The organism is Nocardioides sediminis, from assembly GCF_003047295.1.
GTDB lineage: Bacteria > Actinomycetota > Actinomycetes > Propionibacteriales > Nocardioidaceae > Nocardioides > Nocardioides sediminis.
Genome location: NZ_PZYZ01000002.1, coordinates 423539 through 445937, shown reverse-complemented (window position 1 = coordinate 445937; position 22399 = coordinate 423539). Strand labels below are relative to the sequence as shown.

General features: G+C 71.8%; 22 protein-coding genes. 9 read left to right on the top strand and 13 right to left on the bottom strand.

The features are described 5' to 3' along the window. Positions 1-28: 28 nt before the first annotated feature. Positions 29-286: a WhiB family transcriptional regulator gene (locus DAI17_RS06945; RefSeq protein ID WP_107772163.1), complete on the bottom strand. Its 258-nt coding sequence runs from the start codon at positions 284-286 to the stop codon at positions 29-31. 166 nt (positions 287-452) lie between these two features. On the opposite strand from DAI17_RS06945, the gene cofD reads away from it, so the two are divergent. From cofD to DAI17_RS06930, 3 genes are all read left to right on the top strand, one after another. Next, positions 453-1448, top strand: coding sequence for a 2-phospho-L-lactate transferase (cofD, locus tag DAI17_RS06940; protein ID WP_107772162.1), 996 nt, complete (start codon positions 453-455; stop codon positions 1446-1448). After that, the gene (gene cofE / locus DAI17_RS06935; RefSeq protein ID WP_107772161.1) at positions 1445-2425 is read left to right on the top strand and encodes a coenzyme F420-0:L-glutamate ligase; all 981 of its coding nucleotides are present in this window, start codon (positions 1445-1447) and stop codon (positions 2423-2425) included. The genes cofD and cofE overlap by 4 nt, the downstream gene beginning before the upstream one ends. A 74-nt stretch (positions 2426-2499) precedes the next feature. After that, entirely contained in the window at positions 2500-3237 is a 738-nt protein-coding gene (locus tag DAI17_RS06930; protein ID WP_107772160.1) for a DUF3105 domain-containing protein, read from the top strand. A gap of 14 nt (positions 3238-3251) precedes the next feature. On the opposite strand, the gene DAI17_RS06925 is transcribed toward DAI17_RS06930, so the two are convergent. Then, positions 3252-4337, bottom strand: coding sequence for a mannose-1-phosphate guanylyltransferase (locus DAI17_RS06925; RefSeq protein ID WP_107772159.1), 1086 nt, complete (start codon positions 4335-4337; stop codon positions 3252-3254). Between the two features lie 56 nt (positions 4338-4393). Here DAI17_RS06925 and DAI17_RS06920 point away from each other — a divergent pair, with 56 nt between their 5' ends. Then, on the top strand, positions 4394-5125 hold the full coding sequence (locus DAI17_RS06920; protein ID WP_234412311.1) for a TIGR03089 family protein: 732 nt from the start codon (positions 4394-4396) through the stop codon (positions 5123-5125). A gap of 6 nt (positions 5126-5131) precedes the next feature. Here the strand turns inward: DAI17_RS06920 and DAI17_RS06915 are convergent, their stop codons facing one another. The 10 genes from DAI17_RS06915 to DAI17_RS06870 form a co-directional block, all read right to left on the bottom strand. After that, positions 5132-7852 carry an FG-GAP-like repeat-containing protein gene (locus DAI17_RS06915; RefSeq protein WP_107772157.1) on the bottom strand — a complete coding sequence of 907 codons (2721 nt, stop codon included), beginning with the start codon at positions 7850-7852 and terminating at the stop codon, positions 5132-5134. 336 nt (positions 7853-8188) lie between these two features. Beyond that, complete coding sequence (locus DAI17_RS06910) at positions 8189-8956, bottom strand: ABC transporter ATP-binding protein (protein ID WP_234412309.1); 768 nt, start codon at positions 8954-8956, stop codon at positions 8189-8191. 8 nt (positions 8957-8964) lie between these two features. Further along, a complete protein-coding gene (locus tag DAI17_RS06905; protein WP_234412308.1) occupies positions 8965-9885 on the bottom strand; it encodes an ABC transporter permease in 921 nt (306 codons plus the stop codon). Then, the gene (locus DAI17_RS06900) at positions 9882-11954 is read right to left on the bottom strand and encodes a glycosyltransferase (RefSeq protein ID WP_107772155.1); all 2073 of its coding nucleotides are present in this window, start codon (positions 11952-11954) and stop codon (positions 9882-9884) included. Before DAI17_RS06900 ends, DAI17_RS06905 begins: the two co-directional genes overlap by 4 nt. Then, the gene (gene glf, locus DAI17_RS06895; protein ID WP_234412306.1) at positions 11951-13141 is read right to left on the bottom strand and encodes a UDP-galactopyranose mutase; all 1191 of its coding nucleotides are present in this window, start codon (positions 13139-13141) and stop codon (positions 11951-11953) included. Before glf ends, DAI17_RS06900 begins: the two co-directional genes overlap by 4 nt. 48 nt (positions 13142-13189) lie before the next feature. Continuing rightward, positions 13190-14107, bottom strand: a complete 918-nt coding sequence (locus tag DAI17_RS06890; RefSeq protein ID WP_107772153.1) for a glycosyltransferase — start codon at positions 14105-14107, stop codon at positions 13190-13192. Continuing rightward, the gene (locus DAI17_RS06885; RefSeq protein ID WP_107772536.1) at positions 14104-15033 is read right to left on the bottom strand and encodes a glycosyltransferase family 2 protein; all 930 of its coding nucleotides are present in this window, start codon (positions 15031-15033) and stop codon (positions 14104-14106) included. The genes DAI17_RS06890 and DAI17_RS06885 overlap by 4 nt, the downstream gene beginning before the upstream one ends. A 52-nt stretch (positions 15034-15085) precedes the next feature. Next, positions 15086-16633 (bottom strand): LCP family protein, encoded by a 1548-nt coding sequence (locus DAI17_RS06880; RefSeq protein ID WP_107772152.1) that lies wholly within the window; start codon positions 16631-16633, stop codon positions 15086-15088. A gap of 93 nt (positions 16634-16726) precedes the next feature. Further along, entirely contained in the window at positions 16727-17275 is a 549-nt protein-coding gene (locus DAI17_RS06875; RefSeq protein ID WP_107772151.1) for a DUF402 domain-containing protein, read from the bottom strand. Further along, on the bottom strand, positions 17272-17778 hold the full coding sequence (locus DAI17_RS06870) for an acyl-CoA thioesterase (RefSeq protein WP_107772150.1): 507 nt from the start codon (positions 17776-17778) through the stop codon (positions 17272-17274). The genes DAI17_RS06875 and DAI17_RS06870 overlap by 4 nt, the downstream gene beginning before the upstream one ends. Before the next feature lie 23 nt (positions 17779-17801). On the opposite strand from DAI17_RS06870, the gene DAI17_RS06865 reads away from it, so the two are divergent. The 4 genes from DAI17_RS06865 (at position 17802) to DAI17_RS06850 (ending at position 21109) form a co-directional block, all read left to right on the top strand. Next, entirely contained in the window at positions 17802-19037 is a 1236-nt protein-coding gene (locus DAI17_RS06865) for an LCP family protein (protein ID WP_107772149.1), read from the top strand. Then, complete coding sequence (locus DAI17_RS06860; protein WP_107772535.1) at positions 19034-19915, top strand: crotonase/enoyl-CoA hydratase family protein; 882 nt, start codon at positions 19034-19036, stop codon at positions 19913-19915. Before DAI17_RS06865 ends, DAI17_RS06860 begins: the two co-directional genes overlap by 4 nt. Positions 19916-20042: 127 nt before the next feature. After that, entirely contained in the window at positions 20043-20690 is a 648-nt protein-coding gene (locus tag DAI17_RS06855) for a PadR family transcriptional regulator (protein WP_107772148.1), read from the top strand. Further along, positions 20690-21109, top strand: coding sequence for a DUF1707 SHOCT-like domain-containing protein (locus tag DAI17_RS06850; protein ID WP_107772147.1), 420 nt, complete (start codon positions 20690-20692; stop codon positions 21107-21109). Before DAI17_RS06855 ends, DAI17_RS06850 begins: the two co-directional genes overlap by 1 nt. 6 nt (positions 21110-21115) lie before the next feature. Here DAI17_RS06850 and DAI17_RS06845 read toward each other — a convergent pair whose 3' ends face one another. Further along, a complete protein-coding gene (locus DAI17_RS06845) occupies positions 21116-21628 on the bottom strand; it encodes a hypothetical protein (protein ID WP_107772146.1) in 513 nt (170 codons plus the stop codon). Positions 21629-21717: 89 nt separating this feature from the next. Here DAI17_RS06845 and DAI17_RS06840 point away from each other — a divergent pair, with 89 nt between their 5' ends. Then, positions 21718-22326, top strand: coding sequence for a flavodoxin family protein (locus tag DAI17_RS06840; protein ID WP_107772145.1), 609 nt, complete (start codon positions 21718-21720; stop codon positions 22324-22326). The last annotated feature ends 73 nt before the right edge of the window (positions 22327-22399 follow it).

Genomic DNA, 22399 nt, shown 5'->3' with positions numbered 1-22399 from the left:
GATCAGCGGGCCCGTCGCGCGTCGTGCATCAGACTGCGCGCTTCTTCAGCTTGCGGCGCTCCCTCTCGGAGAGACCACCCCAGATCCCGAAGCGCTCGTCGTTCATCAAGGCGGACTCGAGACACTCGGTCCGCACCTCGCACGTCAGGCAGACCTTCTTGGCCTCCCTGGTGGATCCACCCTTCTCCGGAAAGAAGGCCTCCGGGTCGGTCTGCGCGCACAGGGCGCGATCCTGCCAACCCTGCTCCTCGGCATCCGGCTCCAGGAGAAACAGTTCTGCTCTCATGGCGTTCGCCCTTTCGACCCTCGTGATGGTGCCCCTCTGGCAGTGAGTGACACTGTGGGAATTACATGCCTGTCGTACACCCGAAGTCAAGCCCAGATCTGATATGGCCCGAACGGGCCATGAGGGCCCCCGGTCGGGTGATGCGCGGTAGGGCAAGGTAGGGCGCATGCAGAAGATTTCGGTGCTCTCCGGCGGGATGGGCGGAGCGACGTTCGTGCGGGGACTGCTCCACGGGATCCGCTCCGGGGCGGTACCCCGCGTGGCCCGCGACGCCGAGGTGACGGTGGTCGCCAACACCGCCGACGACCTGTGGGTCCACGGCCTCAAGGTGTGTCCCGACCTCGACACCGTGATGTACACCCTGGGGGACGGCATCGACCCCGAGCGCGGGTGGGGGCGACGCGACGAGACGTGGAGCACCAAGGAGGAGCTCGCGGCCTACGGCGTGGAGCCGACGTGGTTCGGCCTCGGAGACCGCGACATCGCCACCCACCTCGTGCGCACCCAGATGCTCGAGGCGGGCTACCCGCTGTCCGAGGTCACCACCGCGCTGTGCCGGCGCTGGCAGCCGGGGGTGCGGCTGCTGCCGATGACCGACGACCGGGTGGAGACCCACATCGCGATCGCGGACCCCGACGAGCCGAGCGGCCGGCGGGTCGTGCACTTCCAGGAGTACTGGGTGCGGCTCCGGGCGCAGGTGCCCGCCGAGGCCGTGGTCGTGGTCGGCCAGGAGGCCTCCACCCCCGGTCCCGGCGTGCTGGAGGCGATCCGCGACGCCGACCTGGTCGTGCTGCCGCCCTCCAACCCCGTGGTCAGCGTGGGCACCATCCTCGGCGTGCCCGGCATCCGGGAGGCGGTGACCACCACGGCGGCGCCGGTGGTCGGCCTCTCCCCCATCGTCGGGGACACCCACGTGCGCGGCATGGCCCACCAGGTGCTCACCGCGATCGGTGTCGAGGTCACCGCCGGCGCGGTCGCGCGCCACTACGGCAGCCGCCGCGACGGCGGCGTGCTCGACGGCTGGCTGGTGGACACCCGCGACGAGCACCACGTCGCCGCGGTCCGGGACGCCGGCATCGCCTGCGCGGCGGTGCCGCTGATGATGAGCGACGTCGACGCCACCGCTGCGATGGCCGCCGCGGCCGTCGGGCTGGTGGCATGAGCCGCCTGGAGGTGACGGCCCCCGACGGACTGCCGGAGATCACGGTCGACACCGACCTGGCCCGCGTCATCACCGCCGTCACCGAGCTCGCCGACGGCGACGTCGTGGTCGTCACCAGCAAGGTGGTCAGCAAGGCCGAGGGTCGCGTGCGCGCCGGGGACCGTGACGAGGCGCTGGCCGAGGAGACCGTGCGGGTGGTGGCGAGCCGCGGGGCCACCCTCATCGTCCGCAACCGGCTCGGCCTGACCATGGCGGCCGCCGGCGTCGACGCGTCCAACGTCGGCCTGGGCCAGGTGGCCCTGCTCCCCCTCGACCCCGACGCCAGCGCCCGGCGCCTGCGCGAGGCGCTCCTCGAGCTGACCGGCGCCAACGTCGGCGTGGTCGTCACCGACACCGCCGGGCGGGCCTGGCGCGAGGGGCAGACCGACATCGCCATCGGCGCGGCCGGACTGCTGGTCGCCGAGGACTTCAGCGGTCGCGAGGACCCCTACGGCAACCCGCTCGCCGTGACGCTGCCGGCGGTGGCCGACGAGATCGCCGGGGCGGCCGAGCTGGCCCAGGGCAAGCTCTCCGGGCGTCCCGTGGCCGTGGTGCGGGGTCGCGCGGACCTGGTGCTCGACGCCGGGGACCACGGGACCGGAGCCGTCAGCCTGGTCCGCGCCGACGGCGGCGACCTCTTCGGGTACGGCGCCCGCGAGGCGGTCGTCCGAGCGCTCGCGGGCCACGACGAGGACCGTCGACCCTTCGGCGACCCCGTCCCCGAGCACGAGCTGGCCGGCGCCCTGTCCCGCGCCCTGCGGGGCGAGGTCGCGACCGTCGGGGCCGCGGACGGCGGGGCGGGGGCCGCGTTCCGGCTGCCCGCCCACGCCGACCGGCAGGCCGTCGCGGCCGTGTGCTTCGCCCACGGGTGGGTCCTGGACGGCTGGCGGGACGGTCCGACCCATGTGGTGGCCACCACCTCACCCGTCACTCCGTAGACTCTGCCCCCGACCCTCGCCGGAGCACTGGCCCGCAGTGCTCCGGACCCCCCGACCCGGGAGACACCAGCGCCGTGAGCAAGAAGGACAGGACCGACCGTCAGGCGGTCATCGACTCGATCCGCAAGAAGCAGGCAGGCGCCGAGAGGCGCCGCGGCTTCGCCCTCCTCGGGGCGTGCGTCCTGGTGGCTCTGGTGATCATCGGCGCGGCTGCCTTCCAGCCGATCAAGAACTGGTGGGACCTGCGCTCCTACGAGTCCGAGGCCATCGACGCCATCGGCGCGCCCGCCTCGGACTGCGGCGAGATCACCACCAAGAAGGCCACCGGCAGCCAGGACCACGTCGAGCCCGGCACGCCGATCCAGTACGAGGACTCGCCGCCGGCATTCGGCCAGCACTACAACGTCTGGGACGGCATCGACCGCAAGCTCTACAGCGCCTCCGACCGGCCCGACGTGGGCGAGCTCGTGCACAACCTCGAGCACGGCTACACGATCCTCTGGTACGACGAGACGGTCGCCGGCGACGAGGACATGATGGACGACCTGCGCGGCATCGCCTCCAAGAAGTCGAGCACCACCAACCTGCGCGACAAGTTCAAGGCCGTGCCGTGGACCTCGGAGGACGGCGACCCGTTCCCCTCGGGCCAGCACGTGGCGATGACCCACTGGTCGGTCGGTGGCACCGAGGCCGCCCAGGGCGGCGAGCAGGTGGGCGTCTTCCAGTACTGCTCGGCCCCGAGCGGCGAGGCGCTCGAGGAGTTCATGAAGCAGTACCCCTACATGGACTCCCCGGAGCCGACCGTCCTCTGACGGGGACGATCCCCTCAGGTCAGACCGACGTGGCCGTCCTCGGTGAGGGCGGCCACGATCGATTTCACGTCCTGCGCGCGGGCCCGGGTGGTGACCAGCAGCGCGTCTCCGGTGTCCACGACGACGATGTCCTCGAGGCCCACGACGGCGACGACCCGGTCTCCTGCGGGGACGACCAGGCCGGTGCTGTCGACGGCCCGGACCCGCGTGCGGTCCCCCAGCACGACGAGGCCTTCGTCGCCGGCGGGCAGGAGCGACCGCAGCGACGCGAAGTCGCCCACGTCGTCCCAGCCGAAGGCGCCGGGCACCACCGCCACGCGGCCGGCGGCCGCCGCCGGCTCGGCGACGGCGTGGTCCACCGCGATGCGGGGCAGGGCCCCCCACGCGTCGCCGAGCGTCGCGGGGTCGGCAGCGATCGCCCGGAGCGCGGCGGCGAAGCCGGGGTCGCCCTCGGCCAGCAGGTCCAGCAGGACGGTGGGGCGCACGATGAACATGCCGGCGTTCCAGCGGTAGCCCTGCGCGACGTACGACCCGGCGACCTCCGCGTCCGGCTTCTCGACGAACTCGCGCACCATCCGCACGCCCGGCAGGCCGGCGACCTCGTCGCCGTGGCTGATGTAGCCGAAGCCGGTGGCCGGGTGCGTGGGCTCGATGCCGATGGTCACGAGCCAGTCGGCGCGGGCCGCCTCGACGGCCGTGGCGACCACCGCGTGGAAGCCGGCCGGGTCGCTGATGACGTGGTCGGCGGCGAAGGAGCCCATCACCGCATCGGGGTCGCGGCGCTCGAGGAGTGCGGCGGCCAGCCCGATGGCGGCCATCGAGTCGCGCGCCGAGGGCTCGGCCAGCACGGCCTCCTCCGGCACACCGAGCTGGTCGAGCACCGCGTCGCGGTGCGCCAGGCCGGTCACGACCAGCAGCCGGTCCTCCACGAGCGGTGCGAGCCGGTCGTGCGTGGCCTGGAGGAGGGTGCGCCCGGAGCCGGTGAGGTCGTGGAGGAACTTGGGCGACGAGGCCCGCGACAGGGGCCACAGGCGGGTCCCCGCGCCGCCGGCGGGGACGACGGCCCAGAAGTTGTCGAGCGGCGAGCGGAGCGGGGTCATGGCCGGAGGTTATGCCACGGGCCGTCGCGTGCCGCGCACTGCCTAGGCTGGGCGGGGTGACCACCTTCGACTCCGTCCTGCGCGCCCAGCTGGCCCGCGACCCGGGCCGCCCGCTCGTGACCTGGTACGACCACGCGAGCGGCGAGCGCGTCGAGCTCTCGGTCACGACGTACGCCAACTGGGTGGCCAAGGCCGCGAGCCTGCTCGTGGAGGAGGGCGACCTCGAGCGCGGCATGCGGTTGCGCATCGACCTGCCTGCGCACTGGCTGGGGCCGGTGTTCCTCGGGGCCGCGTGGACGGTCGGTCTGGTCGTCACCTCCGACGACGACCCGGACGCGGTCGTGTGCGGCCCGGACACCCTCGACGCCTGGGCCGCGCGGGCGGACGACCTCGTCGTCCTGGCGTGCAGCCTGCTGCCGCTCGGAGTCCGCTTCGCGTCCCCCGTCCCCGCGGGCGTGCACGACGTCGGGGTGGAGATCTGGTCCCAGCCCGACGCGTTCGCGCCCTACGACCCGCCGACCGGCGAGGACGCGGCGAGTGACGGTGCCTACGGCACGGTCACCCAGGACGGGCTCATGGAGGCGGCCGCCGCCGGGAGTCTTCTCACCGACGGCGGCCGTCTCTTCTCGATGGCGAATCCGGCTTCCCCACCGGGAGTCGCCACCTTCACCGAGCCGCTCGCGCGCGGCGGCTCGCTGGTCCTCGTCCGGCACCCCGACCCCGGGCGTCTCGACGCGACGTACGCCGCGGAGCGAGCCACCCACCGGGTCGGGCACCCGGATGCCTGAGGGCGGTCAACCGATCAGGTCGAACCCCTCCATCCCGTTGCCGAGGTAGCGCGGCGCCGCGACCTTGCCGCTCGTGCCGGTGTAGAGGTAGACGTCCCCGGTCCCCCGCTGGCGGACGATGTAGTCGCCCTTGCCCTTGGCCCGGATGTCGCTCACGGCGACCACCCAGTCGAAGCGCGACAGGTCGCTCGGCAGACCGGCGCGGCTGACCTTCCGGCCCGCGACCTGCTGACCCGCGGCGATGCCGCTGCCGGTGCCCGCGTAGACGTAGAGCGTGCCGTTGGACGTGGTGCCGAGCAGGTCGGGGAAGCCGTCTCCGGTGACGTCCCCGGCGGGGGTCAGGCTGACCCCGGCGAAGCCCGACCCGAGCGGGGTGGGGCCGCTGAGCTGGCCGGCGCCGTTGCCGGTGTGGAGGGCGAGCGTGCCGTCGGGGTAGCGGGCGACCACGTCCCCCGCCCCGTCGCGGTTCCAGTCGCCGACGTTGAGCAGGCCGTCGGCCCCGGCGAAGGAGACCCCGGTGTCGATCGGCGCGCCGAGGTCGAACGTGCCCCGGTGGGGGACGACGACCAGCGCGTTGTCCTTGACCCCGACGAGGTCGGGCGCGGCGTCGCCGACGAGGTTGCCCGCGCCGGTCATCGAGCGCAGCGAGCGCACGTTGGTGGCCGGGCCGAACGGCGTGCCGAAGCTGCCGTCACCGCGTGAGTGGAGGATGAAGACCGCCCCCTTGCTGCGGCGCGCGACCAGGTCGAGGCGACCGTCGCCGTTGAAGTCGGCACCGCTGGCGAGCCGGTTGTAGACCCCCCACGCGCCGGGCACCGCGCTGCGGGCTCCGAAGCGTCCGTTGCCCTTGCCCTTGAGGAGGGTCAGCCCCTTGCCGTTGCGGGCCAGCAGGTCGACCTTGCCGTCGCCGTTCTGGTCGCCGGCACCGACGAACTGGGAGTAGCTGCCCATGCCCTTTCCCAGCACGACGCGCTTGAAGCCGCCCTTGGGGGCGCCCAGCAGCGACACCAGCCTGCCCTTGTGACGGGCGACGAGGTCGTTGCGGCCGTCCTGGTTGATGTCCCCGACCGCCGTCAGCAGCGAGTGGCCCTGAGTGGACCTGACGACCTTGGAGGTCGCCTTGAACTTGCCGCCGCCCTTGCCGGGTCGGACCTTGAGGACGCCCTTCTTGCTGGTGGAGACCAGGTCGACCACGCCGTCGCCGGTGACGTCGGGCGTGACGAGGACGTCCTGCTTGGACCTCCACCCCTTGGCCGAGACCGTGGCGGCCTTCGCGAAGGCGGTGAGCCCACCCGTCGGCACGATGAAGCCGCGCCCGTCGCCGGCCCTGCGCACCACGAGGTCGGGGTACGCCGCGCCCACGAGGTTGGACTGCGGGGCCGGGTCGTTGATCTCCACGGTGGTCGGGGCCGGAGGCGGCGGCGGGGGCGCCGTGGAGCCGGCGGCGGCGTACGCCCGGATGTTGGCGAGCTTGGCGTAGAGGTAGCGCCCGGGGCAGGCGGTGGAGCCCGCGTCCCGGTGCCCGTTGATGGCGGGGAACTTGCTCTTGCCGACCTGCTGGGACATCGAGGCCGGGTTGACCCCGTGCAGGCCGAGCTTCCAGGCGAAGAGCGCGCCGTAGGCCTGCAGCATCACCTCGGGCGGCTGGACGGTGTCGAAGTTGCCGATGGCCGACATCGCGAAGGCATAGTCGTTGTATCCCAGGGTGTGAGCGCCGACGACGGGCTTGTCGATGCCGCCGTACCGGCCCTCCCAGATCCGGCCGAACCGGTCGACGAGGAAGTTGTAGCCGATGTCGCTCCAGCCGCGGGACTTCACGTGGTAGGCGTAGATGCTGCGGATGATGCCCGGCACCTGTGCCTCGGTGTAGTTGTTGGCGTTGACCGTGTGGTGGACGAAGCCCGCGCTGATCGAGCCGTAACGCAGTGAGCCCTTGTTGCGGATGGACTCGTCGGCGCCCCACTGGGCGCGGCTGAAGATGGTCGGCTGGGCGGCCTTGCGGGCGGCCTGGAGCGCGATCTCCCCGGTGCCGTCGTCGCCCTGGTCACCGGCCGCGTCGCCGCGCTCCTCGAACTCCTCGTCGTACGACGTGTCGCCGGTCGAGGGCGTCTCGGTCTCGGTGGCCTCGGCCCGACCCGGCTCCACGAGGGCGACCGAGAGGTCCTCGGGCAGCGCGTCGTCGGCGCTGGCCTTGACCTGGACCGCGTCGACCTCGCCGATGATGAGCGGGTCGGTGCCCGGACGGTTCGACGCGGCGTCGGGGCTGCCGGCGTCGGGCGCGTGGTCGTCGTGGTACTCCAGGTCCGACCAGCCGCTCCACGTGTCGCCCTCGCGGGTGCGCACCTGGAGGGTGATCTGGTCCTCCTCGAGCTCCTCGCCGTGGGCCCACGTGACGCCGACGGTGCCGTAGCCCGTCACGTCCTGCGGCTTGCTGGTGACACGGCTGCTCGTCACCGAGCCGCCGACCACGGTCCGGCCCGCCAGCGCCCGGGCGCTGCCGGTCGGGGTGGTGAGAGGGACCTCGGTGACCACCGGCTCGACGGCCGCGGTCGGGACCGTGGCCGAGCGCAACGCGCCGGAGATGGTGGCCGGGCCGCCGGTGCCGGGCTGCTGGCCGACGATGTCGAGGGAGATCACCCCCGAGGCCGGGGTGAGGAACGCGAGGACGACACCGAGCGCCAGCAGCTGCTGGCAGGCGGTGATGAATCGGGCTTGTACGAGACGCATAAGTGGCTGCTCCAGTGCGCGGGGAAGGTCACACGGGTAGCAACTTTCACACCAGTCACACGAGTGCGCTAGGTTTCGTGAGTAACTACAATCGTGTAATTTCCAGTCGACACGCCGACGACTTCACTGATTGTCAAGTTTTCGCGCGCTCCTCGGGCCGGTTTCGCCCGATCCGGGCATGCGCGCCGCCGGCGGCGTACGGCGGCGCACACCAGGCGGCGCGCACCGCGACACGCCCGCGGGCGGTGGGTCAGCCACCTCCCGGGGGCGACGATCTGTGGCTGGCTGACCGCCGGCCGGGGCAGCGGGCGGGCGGCGCGTAAGTGCGTGGCGCGGCTAGATGTCCGCGCCGAGGCCGTCGTCGGAGCGCCGGCCCTTCTCGTCCTCGTCGTCGTCGTAGTGCAGGAACGCGATGCCCTCGTCGACGTCGCCGTCGAAGGCGAGCTTGCCGTGGTCGAGGACCAGGACGCGGTTGCAGAGGTTGCGCACCGAGCCGGGTGCGTGCGAGACGTAGAACATCGTGACGCCGGACTTCACGATCTCGTCCATGCGCTTCTTGCACTTGCGCTTGAAGGGCCGGTCCCCCACCGCCAGCGCCTCGTCGGCGATGAAGATGTCGGCGTCGACGTTGATCGCGACCGCGAAGCCGAGCCGGGCCTTCATGCCCGAGCTGTAGTAGGCGACCTCGGTCTCGAGGAACTTGCCGAGGTCGGCGAAGTCGACGATCTCGTCGAACTTGCGGTCGGTCTCGGCCCGCGACATCCCCAGGATGGCCGCGTTGAGGTAGAGGTTGTCGCGCCCGGTGAGCTGCGGGTCGAATCCGGCTCCGGTCGCGATCAGGCCGGCGATGCGACCCCGGGTCAGCACCGACCCGGAGTCGGGACGCATCACGCCGCTGACCAGCTTGAGCAGCGTGGACTTGCCGGAGCCGTTGAGGCCCATCAGCCCCACCGACTCGCCCTCCTGCACGGTGAAGCTCACGTCGTCGACGGCGTTGAAGGTCTCGTGGGTCTTGCGGCCGCGCGCCTTGGCGAGGGCGATCTGCTTGAGGGACCGGTGGTAGGACATCGTGAACGACTTGGTGGCGTTCTCGGTCTTGATCATCGTCGTCATCAGAGGCGCTCCGGGACCCGCGACTCGAGGCGCGAGAAGAGCCGCTGCGCCAGCACGACGAGGACCAGCGCGATGAGCGTCATCACGACCCCGCGCGTGAAGAGGGCGTCGGGCAGGTGCAGCGCCTCGGTGTACGTCGGGTCGCTGGTCGTGCCCGTCCAGAAGCCGCGCTGGATGAGCAGGACGGCCTCGGCCATCGGGTTGTAGAGGTAGTAGGACGCGATCGGCTCACCGAAGCGCTCCTGCACCAGCGTGTAGGGGTACATCATCGGCACGCTGAAGGTGACGAACTGGGTGAGCGTCTGCGCCACCTTGCCGAAGTCGCGCATGAAGACGTTGGCCACGCTGAACACCAGCCCCAGCGCCAGTCCGAGGAGGGCGGTCAGGGTGAAGCCCAGCAGCGCCGCGGCCATGCCGACGGGGTCGGGCAGCCAGCCCAGCAGGAGACAGACGAAGACCAGGATCACCAGCATCGGCACGGTGTGCCACGCCGCCACGAGCATCCGCGAGACGGGGAACATCTCGCGGGGCACGGGGAGCTTGGTGATCAGCCCGCGGCTCTGGATCAGCGACTGGGTGCCGCCGTTGAACGTCTCGGTGAAGAAGTGGACGATCACCATGCCGGCGAAGAGGTGGACGGCGAAGTTCTCCATGTTGCCGCCGCGGCCGACCATCACCTGGAAGAGGAAGTAGAACAGGCAGAACCGGATCGCCGGCTGCAGGTAGCTCCACGTCCAGCCGAGCACCGTCCCCTGGTAGCGGGACTGGATGGTGTTGCGCACCAGCATCCGCAGCAGGTAGCGGCGCCGCACGACCTCCGCGAGCCCGGTGGCCGCGGGTGGGGCGAGCGGCATCGCCTCGAGCTCCTCGCGGGTGGGTCGCCGCGAGCCCGAGGTGTCCGACGTCACGGTGCTACTCATGCAGACGTCGACCCCGCGGGGCGCTCGGTGTCGTCCTGGTCGGTCGTCCAGGGCGCGAAGGTCTTCTCCCACGCCTCCGGCGAGGTGATGTCGCCCAGGGCGGCGCGGTACTCCGCGGCCAGCCGGGGCCACTCGCGCTGGAACCGCGCGTGGATCTCGATCGTGCGCTTCATCAGGTCCCGGAACTTCTCCGGGTCACGCTGGAGCATCACCGCGGAGCTGCCGTCCGGCATCGAGACGACGGCCGAGTCGTAACGGGCGACGCGGTACCACTGCGCGTCCATGGCCGGGATCTCGGCCTCGGGGTGGCTGCGCGAGGTGGGACGCACCGACTTGAGCTGGCGCAGCGGCATCGTCGCCGCCCGCACGAGCAGGGACGTGCGCCCGGGGACCCCCGAGTCGTCCTTGCCCTTGCGCGGCGGCTTGTGGCGCCGCACGGACGGGAACGCGTCCGGGTCGGCCTGCAGCTGCGCGTCGCTGAACTGCTTGCGGAACGCGTTGACCTCGGCGAGCCGCGTCGGCAGCTTGTCGTGCAGGGCGTAGGGGCCCTCCAGGACGTCCTCGAGGGCCTGGAGACGCAGCTCGACGGTGGAGTAGCGCATAGACACCAGGTGCGCGACCTGGTGGTTGAGGCTCTCGCGCACCATCCGGCCGCCCCGCTCGTAGACCGAGTGCAGCAGTGCCGCCACGAAGCGGTTGCGCTGGTGGAAGTAGGCCTGCCAGTCCAGCGCGTCGTTCTTGTCGGTCCACGGGATGTGCCACACCGCGGCACCCGGGAGCGACACGGTCGGGTAGCCCGCCTCCTTGGCCCGCAGCCCGAACTCGGAGTCGTCCCACTTGAGGAAGAGCGGGAGGCTGAGCCCGATCTCCTCGAGCACCCGGCGCGGGATGAGGCACATGAACCACCCGTTGAAGTCCACGTCGACGCGCTTGTGCAGCCAGCGGGTCGAGCGCAGGTTGCGGGCGCCGAAGTCCCAGTCGCCGAAGACGCCGGGAGCCGAGAGCCACCAGAACCGCCACGGCGTGATGATCTCGCCGAAGCTGTGCAGCCGGGTGCGGGCGTAGATGCTGAACATGTGGCCGCCCACGATGGTGGGCCGGCGCGCGAGGTCGCCGAAGGTGACCGAGCGGATGATGCCCTCGGGCTCGCAGATGACGTCGTCGTCCATCATCATCGCGTACGTCGCCGTGCCCTTGCGGACCGACTCGAGCTGCCCGCGGGCGTAGCCGCCGGAGCCGCCGAGGTTGCCCTGCTCGATGACGCGCAGGGTGTCGCCCAGGGTGGCGGCGGCCTCGGGGAAGAACTCCGAGTCGACCATCTTCTGGGTGCCCTGCTCCATGACGAGGACCTCGTCGAGGTAGGGCCGCAGCTCGGGGGTGCCGAGCTGGCCGACGAGCTTGGCCACGAAGTCCGGCCGGTTCATCGTGGTGATGCAGATGTCGACGGTGCCGTGCTCGGCGCGGTCGGCGGGCACCTGGGCGGCCCACTCGCCCGAGCGGACGATGACGTCCTCCTCGCCGGCGACGACGTCGTACCAGTACCACCCGCCGTCGACGAAGGGCTTGAGCGAGAGCTCGAACTCGAACGTCGAGGACGACTCGTCGCCGGTGGTGACCGTCTCGACACGCTGCGAGCGACCGTTGGCCATCGACCGGTAGACGGTGACCGTGGCGCCGCGTCCCTCGAGGGTGAGGGTCAAGGTGACCTCGGAGACGATCGTCCACCGCCGCCAGTAGCTGGCCGGGAAGGCGTTGAAGTAGGAGCCGAACGAGATGCGGTCCTCGGCCGGCAGGCGCAGCGCCTCGCGGTCGAGGATCTGGTCGGGGTGGATCGAGACGCCGGTCGAGGTGGACTGGCGCATCTGCGCGGCGTTGAGCTGCTGGGCAGACCGGTTGGACCCGACCTCGTACTTGTCGGCGTCGAGGACGGCTGCCTCGGGGTCGACGTACAGGCGGTAGACGTCGGTGTCACCGTCGATGGGCAGGATCTGGCGCTGCAGGACGCGGCGCACGGTGGCGGCCCTGCTGGCGGTCTCCGTCATGGTGGCGGCTGTCGTCGAGCTGGTCATGCGTCCACTCCTCCGCTCGTGAGCGGCTCTCCGTCGGCGAAGTGCGGCTTGAGCTTGTTGTCGAACATCGACAGCGCCGACCCGATGGCCATGTGCATGTCGAGGTACTTGTAGGTGCCGAGGCGGCCGCCGAAGAGCACCATCGGCTCCTTCTTGGCGAGGTCGCGGTACTTGAGGAGCTTGGCGCGGTCCTCGGCGGTGTTGATGGGGTAGTAGGGCTCGTCGTCGTCCTCGGCGAACCGGCTGTACTCGTGGACCACGATCGACTTGCCCGGCAGGTAGGTGCGCTCGGGGTGGAGGTGCTTGAACTCCAGCACCCGGGTCCACGGGACGTCCTGGTCGTTGGCGTTGACGACGCCCGTGCCCTGGTAGTCGTCGACGTCGACGGTCTCCTGCTCGAGGTCGACGGTCCGCCACGAGAGCCGGCCCTCGCAGTTGTCGAAGTACTCGTCCACCGGGCCCGTGTAGACGACCGGGACCTTGCCCTTGTAGTCGTCCTGCACGTCGAACCAGTCGGTGTCGACCCGCACCTCGATGTTGGGGTGGTCGGCCATCCGGGTCAGCCAGGCGGCGTAGCCGTCGACCGGGAGGCCCTCGTAGGTGTCGTTGAAGTAGCGGTTGTCGTAGGTGTAGCGCACCGGGAGGCGGGTGATGATGTCCGCGCTCAGCTCGGTGGGGTCGGTCTGCCACTGCTTGGCGGTGTAGCCCTTGATGAACGCCTCGTAGAGGGGGCGCCCGATCAGGCTGATCGCCTTCTCCTCGAGGTTGGTGGCGTCCTCGGTGGCGATCTCGCTGGACTGCTCCTTGATGAGCTCGCGCGCCTCGTCGGGGGTGTGCGCCTTCCCGAAGAACTGGTTGATGAGCCCGAGGTTCATCGGCAGCGAGTAGACCTGGCCCTGGTACTTGCCGAAGACCCGGTGCTGGTAGCTCGTGAAGTCGGTGAACCGGTTGACGTACTCCCAGACCCGCTTGTTGGACGTGTGGAAGAGGTGGGTGCCGTACTTGTGCACCTCGATCCCCGTCTCCTCGTCGATCTCGCTGTAGGCGTTGCCGCCGAGGTGGTAGCGACGCTCGAGGACGAGCACCTTGAGGTCGAGCTCGGACGCGCAGCGCTCGGCGATGGTGAGGCCGAAGAAGCCGGAGCCGACGACGACGAGGTCGGGCTGGTCGATTGATCCCTGGGACAAGGGAGAACTCCTGAGTGTGGACAGACGCCCGTGAAGGGCCAGTTGAGTCTAGCGAGCGGGGGCGGCCACCTCGGGCAGGCGTCGCATGCCTCGCGCGGCCCGGATGGCGCGGGTCACGTTGGCGGCCTCGCCCCGGCCGCCGCGGAGCGGGCTGGCCAGGACGACGACCAGGACGATCATCCACGGCTTGAGGCGGACGAGCACGTTCTCGCCGTACCGGAAGTGCACGACGAACAGGTTGCGGTACATGTAGAACCCCTTCCAGCCCGCCAGGTCGTGCTGCTGGTTGAAGTCGAGCTGGCGCACCAGGACCGCGTCGCGGACGGCCGAGATCGTGAAGCCCGCGCGCCGGGCACGCAGCGCCCAGTCGACGTCGTCGTAGAAGATGAAGAACGTCGGGTCGGGCAGGCCGATCGCGTCGACGACGCGGCGGCGCACCATGTAGCCCTCGAAGGCGACGTTCTCCACCTCGACCAGCGCCGGCATCTCCTCCCGGGACGCGTACGTCGAGTCGACGCTGGCGGTCTTGGGGCGGACGGCCAGCGGGTTGGCCATGTCGAAGCGGACCGCCGCCTTCTCGCACAGCGCACCGGACAGGTCCTCGCGCACCGCCATCAGGCAGTCCCCGTCGGTGGCCATCAGCGTGGCCAGGCAGTCGGGGGCCGGGACGACGTCGTCGTCCATCAGCCAGATGCGGTCCCAGCCGCCCTCGTACGCCCTGCGGACGCCGGTGTGGAAGCCGCCGGCGCCGCCCGTGTTGGACTCCTGGTGGACGACGTCGAGGACGAGCGCGTCGGGGCGGGCGGCGTGGGCCTCGAGGACGTCGCGGGTGTGGTCGGTCGAGGCGTTGTCGACGACCACGACGACGTCCGGACGCCGGGTCTGGGCGGCCAGGCCGGCCAGCATCCCGACCAGCAGGTCGGCGCGGTTGTAGGTGACCACCACGACGGCGACGGTCTCGGTCATCGCAGGAACCTCTCGTGGCCCTCGTACTCCCCCGCCAGGCCGGCGCGCATCGCTCCCGCGCTGAGCCGTAGCCGGGCGAGGCTGGGGCGGGTGATCGTGTAGAACCACACCGTCTTGACCACGAAGGCCAGCGCGTGCAGCGGTCCGCGGTAGTCGCGGAGGTTGACCAGGTTGTTGCGCGCCATGCAGTAGTGCTTGAGGTCGCTCGGGCTGTGGTTGTAGGTCGTGCGCCCCCACATCATCGGCGTCCCGAGCTCGCCGACGCTGGGGTGCAGCACCCGGGCCTCGGCGACCGTGGCCACCCGGGCGCCGGCCTCGCGGGCCCGCCACAGGTACTCCACGTCGTCCCCCCAGATGAAGAATTCCTCGCGGGGCAGGCCGATGCGGTCCACCAGCTCCTTGGTGACCAGCACGCCGTTGAAGGGGATCACCACGTCGGCCAGCACTCCGTCGCCGGCTGCCGCCCGCACCTGGGCGACGTCGCCCACCACGCGGGCGCCGCCCGGCAGCCGGATCGGGAACACGAGGCGGTCGGGGTCGTCCTCGTCGACGACGACCGGTCCCCAGAAGTCGTAGTCGTCCCCGTGGGCCAGGAGGGTGGCGAGGCAGTCGGGCTCGGGGAGGCCGTCGTCGTCCATCAGCCAGACCAGGTCGGCGCCGCGGTCGATCGCCCAGGCGAGCCCGTCGTGAAAGCCGCCGGCGCCGCCGCGGTTGTGCTCGAGGGTCCGGGCCAGCAGCGGGGTCTCCCCCGTCGTCTGCTGGCCGGCCAGCCACGCACCGGTGCCGTCGACCGACGCGTTGTCGAGCACGAGGACCTCGGCGAGGCCGGGCACCTCGCCCAGGCGGCGTACGAGGCGCTGGAGCAGCGGCAGCCGGTTGAAGGTGACGACCACCGCGACGACACGTCCATCACGGGGGGCAGTCACGGCGTACACCCTAGAGCGCGGTCGGTGGGACCCCGCCCCGGGGACGGCCCGGTCAGCAGGCCGCCCCGAGGTCCTCGGAGTCGTTGGCGACGTACCCGTCCTTGAGCGTCCCCAACGACCCGCCGGTCATCGACGGCGGCGCGGCCGGCGGGGCCGCCGGGGTGGTGGCCGGTGCCTCGGCGGGGGCGGGAGCTTCCTCGGCGGGCGCCTCGCTCGTCGCGGGCTCCCCTGTGTCCTCGGTCTCGGCCGGCGCGGGAGCGGGCGCGGGCGACTCGCCCTCGGCCCGGTCGATGGCGTCGGCGACGAGGCTGTGGATCAGCTCGACGTCCGGGTCGGCGGTGTTGATCCGGGGCGGCACCAGGGACACCGTGGCGATCTTCTGGCTGCGGGCCTTGAGCGCCAGGTCGACGAACCGGCCCACCTCGCCGCGCGGCACGCTGGTGGAGATCATCTCCGAGGATGCCTTGGCGATCTTCTCGAAGTTGCGCAGCGCCGTCTCCGGGCTCACCTGCTGCAGCATCGCGTTCATCACGCACTTCTGGCGCGCCATCCGGGAGTAGTCGTCCGACCCCTCCCGGGCCCGGGCGAACCACAGCGTGTCCATCCCGTCGAGGGTGCGGGTGCCGGGCTCGATCCAGCGGAAGAAGGAGTCGTGCGGCAGGCCGACCGGGATCCGGTCGCGCACGGTCAGCTCGACGCCGCCCACGGCGTCCACGAGGTTGCGGAAGCCGGCGAGGTTGACCATGGCGTAGTAGTTGATGTCGAGGTCGGTGATGCCCTCGACGGCCGAGACGGTCGCGTTGACGCCCGGGTCGTCCGAGCCCTTGAAGAGCTCGGGGTGGTCCTGGGCCCAGGTGCTCACGCCGTTGAGGTAGCAGCCGTCGCAGTCGAAGCCCCGGGGGAACTCCTCGGCCATCGGCGAGCCCTCGGCGAAGGGGAAGTTGGCCATGTTGCGCGGCAGCCCGACCAGGACCGTCTTGCCGGTGCGGGCGTCGATGCTGGCGACCGTCAGCGAGTCCGGCCGCAGGCCCCAGCGGCCGGCACCGGAGTCGCCGCCGAGCAGGAGGATGTTGAAGCGCCCGTCGTGCGCGCCGACGACAGCTCCGTCGCCGAACATCGTGAGCATGAACTGGCGCTGCACGCCGACCATGTGGGCGCCGAACAGCAGCGACCCGGCGACGGCCAGCGAGAGCAGCCCGTTGACGCCGACCACGGCCAGGCGCTGCTGGCGCTGCAGACCGAGCGGCTGCCCCAGCCGCCAGGCGTCCATGAAGAGCAGGGCCCAGCCGACGGCCAGGCCCATCAGGCCCAGGCGGAGCAGGCCGAGCAGCAGGGTGTTGGAGGCGACCCAGAACGCGAAGGAGTGGGCGAAGACGGCCACGAGCGCGCTGAGCAGCGTGACCGTGACGACGGCGAACCACACGCGTGTGGCGATCCGGCCGATACGACGGTTGCCCGCCATGAGCTGGGCCGAGCCGGGGACGACGAGGGTCATCACCATCAGGGTCACGGCGCGACGGAACCGGACGCGCTGCGCCCGGTCTTCGGTGCTGAGGCGCGGAGCGTCGGGGTGCGACCCGCTGGAGCTGTCGGGCGGCATGGGGTGCCTCTCTGCTGGGGGAAGTCAGCCCGGCCAGTATCACCAGTCCCAACCGTCACAGCCGGGTACGACGCGCCGTGAGCACGCGATGGGTCAGGCGGGCACCCAGTCGTCGTACGCCGACCACCAGCGGTCGTCGGCGTCGAGCAGGTCCACCGCGGCGTCGGCCGCCGCCAGCACGGCGCCCACCGTGTCGAGGTCGATGCGGCCCTGCGCCCGCTGCACGTGCAGGTGCTCGACGTCCTTCCACTCCCGACGGCCGTCCGGGTGCACGATCAGGTCGAGGCCGTGGTCGTCGGTGTCGTAGCCGTCGTCGTCACGCACGACCGGCGCCTCGAAGTTGAGGTACCAGTAGCGGAACACCGGGCCGGTCGGCGTCGCGTCGAAGAACTTCCACGCGCCGTACCGCTCCCCCTCGCGGTGGACCTGGAGCACGGTCGTGCCGCCCCACGCCGTGTGGGCGCGCCAGGGGTGCGGGCCGAACGGGTGATCGTGGAAGGTGAACGGCGAGCCGGGCTCGAGCAGCACCGCGAAGGTCGTGCCGTCGTCGTCCACGACGGTGACGGGGTGCTCGAGCCACAGGTGGCCGTGCAGCACCTCTCGGCGGCTGATCACCTCACCGGGCACCCACGGGGTCGTCACGCCTCGCGCCCCTGGTCGATCTCCGCCTTGCGGGCGAGCCGGTGCGCCCGGCGGATGCGGGCCTCGCGCTCGCGACGCACCTCGCTCTCCGTCTCGGTGACCAGCCCCGGGACGGCACGCGGGGCACCGTCCTCGTCGATCGCGACGAACACGAAGTAGGCGCTGGCCACGTGCACCGGGTCGTCGGCGGCGTTGCCCCACGGCTGGGTCTCGACCCGCACGCCGATCTCCATCGAGGAGCGGCCGGCCCAGTTGACCTGGGACCGGGTCTGGACGATGTCGCCGACGTGCACGGGGCGCAGGAAGGTCATCTCGTCCATCGCGGCGGTCACGGCCGGACCGTCGCTGTGCCGGAAGGCGACGGCACCGGCGGTCGAGTCCGCGAGCTTCATGATCTCCCCGCCGTGGACGTTGCCCAGGATGTTGGCGTGGACCGAGGTGGCGGCCATCGCGAGCGAGACCCGCGAGAAGGACACCGGACGCGCGGTGGGGGCTGCACTCATGCGGGCACGGTAGCGTCTCGGGCATGTCTGAACGTCCCCCCGGGAAGGGCGGTCCCGAGGAAGGGACGCCCGAGTACGACTGGCTCTACGGCAAGGGCGGCAAGGGTTCCCCGCCTCCCGGCTCGTCCGACGCCACGCGCATGGTGCCCACCCAGGGCCGCCCGAGCGGTCGTGAGCGCCCCGACGAGACGCGGGTCATGCCCGCCCAGCCCCGTACGTCGTCCGGTGATGGCCGTCCGCCCGGCGGGCCCGCCCGCGGCGGCGCCACCGCGCCCCCGCCGCGCCCGAAGCGCGAGCGCCGGCGTCCCCGCTTCCGGTTCGGCATCGTCAAGCTGCTCGTGCTGGTGTGGCTGGTCTTCATGGTCGCCGTGCCCCTGTGGGCGTGGAGCAAGGTCGACAAGATCGAGGCCATGCCCGGCGACGACGGCCGGCCCGACGACCAGGGCGGCAACACCTACCTGATCGTGGGCTCGGACTCCCGCGACGACCTCACCGAGGAGGAGCGCCGCGAGCTCGGCACCGGCGGCGAGGTCGGCCAGCGCACCGACACGATCATGCTGCTGCACACCGGCGACGGACCCAACCTGCTGATGTCCATCCCGCGCGACTCGATCGTGGACATCCCCGGCCGCGGCACCACCAAGGTCAACGCCGCCTTCGCCTACGGCGGCCCGCAGCTGCTCATCCGCACGCTGGAGAACGAGACCGGCATCCGCATCGACGACTACATCGAGATCGGGTTCGGTGGGTTCGTCGGCATGGTGGACGCGGTCGGCGGCGTCGAGATCTGCCCCCAGACGGCGATGAAGGACCCCGACGCCAACCTCGACATCCCGAAGGGCTGCCAGGAGGCCGACGGCAAGACCGCCCTGGGCTACGCCCGCTCGCGCAAGACCTACTCCGAGCTCGGCGACATCGACCGCGCCCGGGCTCAGCGCGAGGTCGTCTCCTCGATCGGCGACGAGGCACTGTCGCCGTGGACGTTCGTCAACCCGCTGCGCTACTACCAGCTGGCGATGGCCTCCTCGGACTCCTTCTCGGTCAGCGACGGGACCAGCCCGATCTCGCTGGGCCGGTTCGCGTTCGCCATGACCCGGGTGGACGGCGAGTCCGGCCTGACCTGCGGCGTCCCGATCCAGGACCTCGCGGTCACGTGGGACGAGCAGCGCTCCGAGGAGCTCTTCTCCTACATCCGCGAGGACGACACCTCGAGCATCCCGCAGAACCTGTGCACCCCCAGCGGAATGCCGCGCGGATGACCGCGTCGAGCACGTCGTACGAGACGCTGTCGGTCGAGCTCGACGAGGACGGCGTCTGCACGCTCACGCTCGACCGGACCGAGGCCCTCAACTCGTTCACCGTCACGATGGCGCGCGAGCTCGAGGCCTTCTTCCGCGCCGCCGCCACCGACGACGCCGTCCGGGCCGTGGTCGTCACCGGCGCCGGACGCGCCTTCTGCGCCGGCATGGACCTGTCCGCCGAGGGCAACGTCTTCGGCCTCGACGAGACGCTGCACCCCACCCCTGCGGACCTCCGCGACCACCTCACCGAGGAGCCGTGGCAGGACGGCGTGCGCGACACCGGCGGCAAGGTGGCGCTGGCGATCCACGCCTGCCCCAAGCCGGTCGTCGCCGCGATCAACGGTGCGGCGGTGGGCATCGGCGCCACCATGACGCTGGCCATGGACCTGCGCCTCGCCTCGACGACGGCCCGCATCGGGTTCGTCTTCGGGCGGCTCGGCATCGTGCCGGAGGCCTGCTCGTCGTACTTCCTCCCCCGCATCGTCGGCCTCCAGCAGGCACTCGAGTGGGTCTACTCCGCCGAGGTCCTCACCGCCGAGGCCGCGCACGCGGGGCGGCTGGTGCGCTCGGTCCACGAGCCCGACGAGCTGCTTCCCGCGGCACGCGAGCTGGCCCGCTCGTTCGTGGTCGGGCGCTCCCCCGTGGCGCTGGCGCTGGCCAAGCAGCTGCTGCACGCCGGCACGTCGGCGGCCTCGCCGCTGGAGATGCACCGCGCCGACTCCCTGGCCATGTGGCACACCTCGGTCGGCGACGGCAAGGAAGGGGTGGCGGCCTTCCGGGAGAAGCGCGCTCCCCGCTTCGCGGGCCGGGCGTCGGAGCTCCCCGAGATCTTCTGACCGCTCCCCCGCAGCGCCCGGAAACGCCTTGTGCCCCGGCACGACGCGTCGTACGCTCGCGATATATCGCAATACGTCGGCGACATGCCACCGTCAGTCGGCGCCGTACGTCGGGAGGGACACGGACATGGGACACCGGAACAACCCCTGGGAGCACCGTTTCGACCAGCACGGCTGGGGCGGCACGCCCCGCGGCCCGAGCGGCCCACCGCCGTGGGTGCAGGGACTGCTCGGCTGGGGCCAGGCGGGGACCGCCCAGCCCCCGTCCGGAGGACCGCGCGCCCGGCGCGGGGACGTCCGCCTGGCCATCCTGTCGGCGCTCGCCGACGCCGCGGAGCGCGGTGAGCCCGTCAACGGCTACCAGGTCATCCAGCAGATCGCCGATCGCAGCAACGGCTCGTGGCGGCCCAGCCCCGGCTCGGTCTACCCCACGATCCAGCAGCTCGCCGACGAGGGCCTGGTGGAGACCGACGACGAGCGCGGACGCAAGACCCTGCGGCTGACCGCCGAGGGAGCGTCCTACGTCGGCGAGCGGTCCGAGGAGCTCGACGCCGTCTGGGCGCCGTTCGAGCGGGCCCGGCAGCGCGCCGCGACCGGGACGTCGGGCGACCTCAAGTCCGAGATCGGCCAGGTGATGAGCGCCGTGTGGCAGATCGTCACCCAGGGCTCCGACACCCAGCGCAAGGCCGCGATCGGCGTCCTCGTCGACACCCGGCGGGCGCTGTACGGCATCCTCGCCGACGGCGCCGACCCCGAGCCCGACGAGGAGCCGTGATGGCCGAGCAGCGCCGGCTCCCGCGGGAGGCGCGGATCGGCGACCGGGAGCGCGAGTCCGCCACCTCGATCCTCAACGAGCACTACGCCGCCGGCCGCATCGACACCGAGGAGCACGCCGAGCGCCTGGACGCCATCTGGACGGCGCGCACCCTCGCCGACCTGGACCTCGTCTTCTGGGACCTCCCCCGCACCCCGGTGGCCCCGCCCCCGCCTCCCCCGACCCGGCGTACGACGTCGTGGCGCACGCCGCTGCTGATGTTCCTCGTGGCGGCGCTCGTCCTCGCCGTCGCCCTCGAGGTGCCGTGGTGGGTGTGGCTGATCGGCCTGGTCGTCTTCCTCAAGACCCGGGGCCGGCGCCACGCGCGTGCGCACCACGGTTGCCACGGCAACCACGGGAGCCGCCCCCCTTACCGCTGAGACCTGTCAGGCCCGGTCCGGCGACAGCTGCTCGAGCGCGGTCGCCCGCATCTCGTCCCACGTGTTGCCGAGGTAGGCGTCCCCGACTCCGTCCCACAGGCCGGTGGCGGTGACGACCACCCCCTGCTCGCGCTCCGGGAGCGTGCCGGTCATGACCACCGCGTCGTGCGCCACGCCGTGGCGTCGCACGGTGGCCGCCACGCGGGTGCAGGCGGCGTCGAAGCCCGGCGTCCCGGGCTCCGCGAGCTCGGCGGAGACCACCTCCCTGGCCAACGCGTCGCGCTCGGCGTCCCCGCGGTCGAGGTGCGGGGCGAGCAGGACCTGCTCGAGGGCGAGGTGCACCGCCAGGCGACGCCGCGCGTGGAGGAAGACGTCCTCCCGGGCGCCCGCGTGCAGCTCCGGGATCCGGTGCCACGCCTCGCCGAGCTCGGCGTGCTGGGCGGCGAGGAGATGGGCCAGGTCCTCGCCGGCGGTGATGGGCGGTCGCCCCGTGTCGGGTTCGAGGGGTGGAGCAGTCATGACGCGGTCGTACCCGACACGCGCCCGCGCATGCGTCGCGCCGCGCTGGGTACGGCCCCTGCACGTCGCCCCACCACGAGAGGACCTCGATGCCCGGCCTCAACGCACTGGCGCTGGTCTGCACGCTCAAGCCCTCTCCGGCCGCGTCCAGCTCCGAGCTGATCGCCCGCCAGGTCCTCGGGGCCCTCGAGCCCCACGGGGTGCAGGGCCGCCTGGTCCGCGTCGCCGACCACGACGTGCGCTTCGGGGTGTCGACCGACGAGGGTGACGGAGACGAGTGGCCCCACATCCGCGACCAGGTGCTCGCGGCGGACATCGTGGTGATCTCGACGCCGATCTGGATGGGACAGCCCGCGTCGGTGGCCAAGATGGTGATGGAGCGGCTCGACGCGGAGCTCTCGGAGACCGACGAGGACGGCCGCCCCTCGATGAGCGGCAAGGTCGCCCTGGTGGCCGTGGTCGGCAACGAGGACGGCGCCCACCACGTCGTCGCCGAGTGCCTCCAGGCCCTCAACGACGTGGGCTTCAGCGTTCCGGCGCAGGCCGGCGCCTACTGGGTGGGTGAGGCGATGCAGTCCACCGACTACCGCGACCTCGACGAGACACCGGAGACCACGCACTCCACGATCACGACCGCCGCGGCCGGTGCGGCGCACCTCGCGACGCTGCTGCGCGACGCGCCGTACCCGCCGCCCTGACGGCCAGGCGCGGCCACGAACGGGGCGGCCGGTCGGCTCCGGGGCTCACGCAGACCCGGGACCGACCGGCCGC

What these genes read in the sequence shown, in the direction of transcription:
- DAI17_RS06850 (WP_107772147.1), top strand. Translation starts at nt 20,690, where the DNA reads ATGGCCGAGCAGCGCCGGCTCCCGCGGGAGGCGCGGATCGGCGACCGG.
- DAI17_RS06915 (WP_107772157.1), bottom strand. Translation starts at nt 7,852, where the DNA reads ATGCGTCTCGTACAAGCCCGATTCATCACCGCCTGCCAGCAGCTGCTG.
- DAI17_RS06845 (WP_107772146.1), bottom strand. Translation starts at nt 21,628, where the DNA reads ATGACTGCTCCACCCCTCGAACCCGACACGGGGCGACCGCCCATCACC.
- DAI17_RS06860 (WP_107772535.1), top strand. Translation starts at nt 19,034, where the DNA reads ATGACCGCGTCGAGCACGTCGTACGAGACGCTGTCGGTCGAGCTCGAC.
- cofE (WP_107772161.1), top strand. Translation starts at nt 1,445, where the DNA reads ATGAGCCGCCTGGAGGTGACGGCCCCCGACGGACTGCCGGAGATCACG.
- cofD (WP_107772162.1), top strand. Translation starts at nt 453, where the DNA reads ATGCAGAAGATTTCGGTGCTCTCCGGCGGGATGGGCGGAGCGACGTTC.
- DAI17_RS06905 (WP_234412308.1), bottom strand. Translation starts at nt 9,885, where the DNA reads ATGAGTAGCACCGTGACGTCGGACACCTCGGGCTCGCGGCGACCCACC.
- DAI17_RS06880 (WP_107772152.1), bottom strand. Translation starts at nt 16,633, where the DNA reads ATGCCGCCCGACAGCTCCAGCGGGTCGCACCCCGACGCTCCGCGCCTC.
- DAI17_RS06945 (WP_107772163.1), bottom strand. Translation starts at nt 286, where the DNA reads ATGAGAGCAGAACTGTTTCTCCTGGAGCCGGATGCCGAGGAGCAGGGT.
- DAI17_RS06840 (WP_107772145.1), top strand. Translation starts at nt 21,718, where the DNA reads ATGCCCGGCCTCAACGCACTGGCGCTGGTCTGCACGCTCAAGCCCTCT.
- DAI17_RS06910 (WP_234412309.1), bottom strand. Translation starts at nt 8,956, where the DNA reads ATGATCAAGACCGAGAACGCCACCAAGTCGTTCACGATGTCCTACCAC.
- DAI17_RS06925 (WP_107772159.1), bottom strand. Translation starts at nt 4,337, where the DNA reads ATGACCCCGCTCCGCTCGCCGCTCGACAACTTCTGGGCCGTCGTCCCC.
- DAI17_RS06855 (WP_107772148.1), top strand. Translation starts at nt 20,043, where the DNA reads ATGGGACACCGGAACAACCCCTGGGAGCACCGTTTCGACCAGCACGGC.
- DAI17_RS06890 (WP_107772153.1), bottom strand. Translation starts at nt 14,107, where the DNA reads ATGACCGAGACCGTCGCCGTCGTGGTGGTCACCTACAACCGCGCCGAC.
- DAI17_RS06870 (WP_107772150.1), bottom strand. Translation starts at nt 17,778, where the DNA reads ATGAGTGCAGCCCCCACCGCGCGTCCGGTGTCCTTCTCGCGGGTCTCG.
- DAI17_RS06900 (WP_107772155.1), bottom strand. Translation starts at nt 11,954, where the DNA reads ATGACCAGCTCGACGACAGCCGCCACCATGACGGAGACCGCCAGCAGG.
- DAI17_RS06865 (WP_107772149.1), top strand. Translation starts at nt 17,802, where the DNA reads ATGTCTGAACGTCCCCCCGGGAAGGGCGGTCCCGAGGAAGGGACGCCC.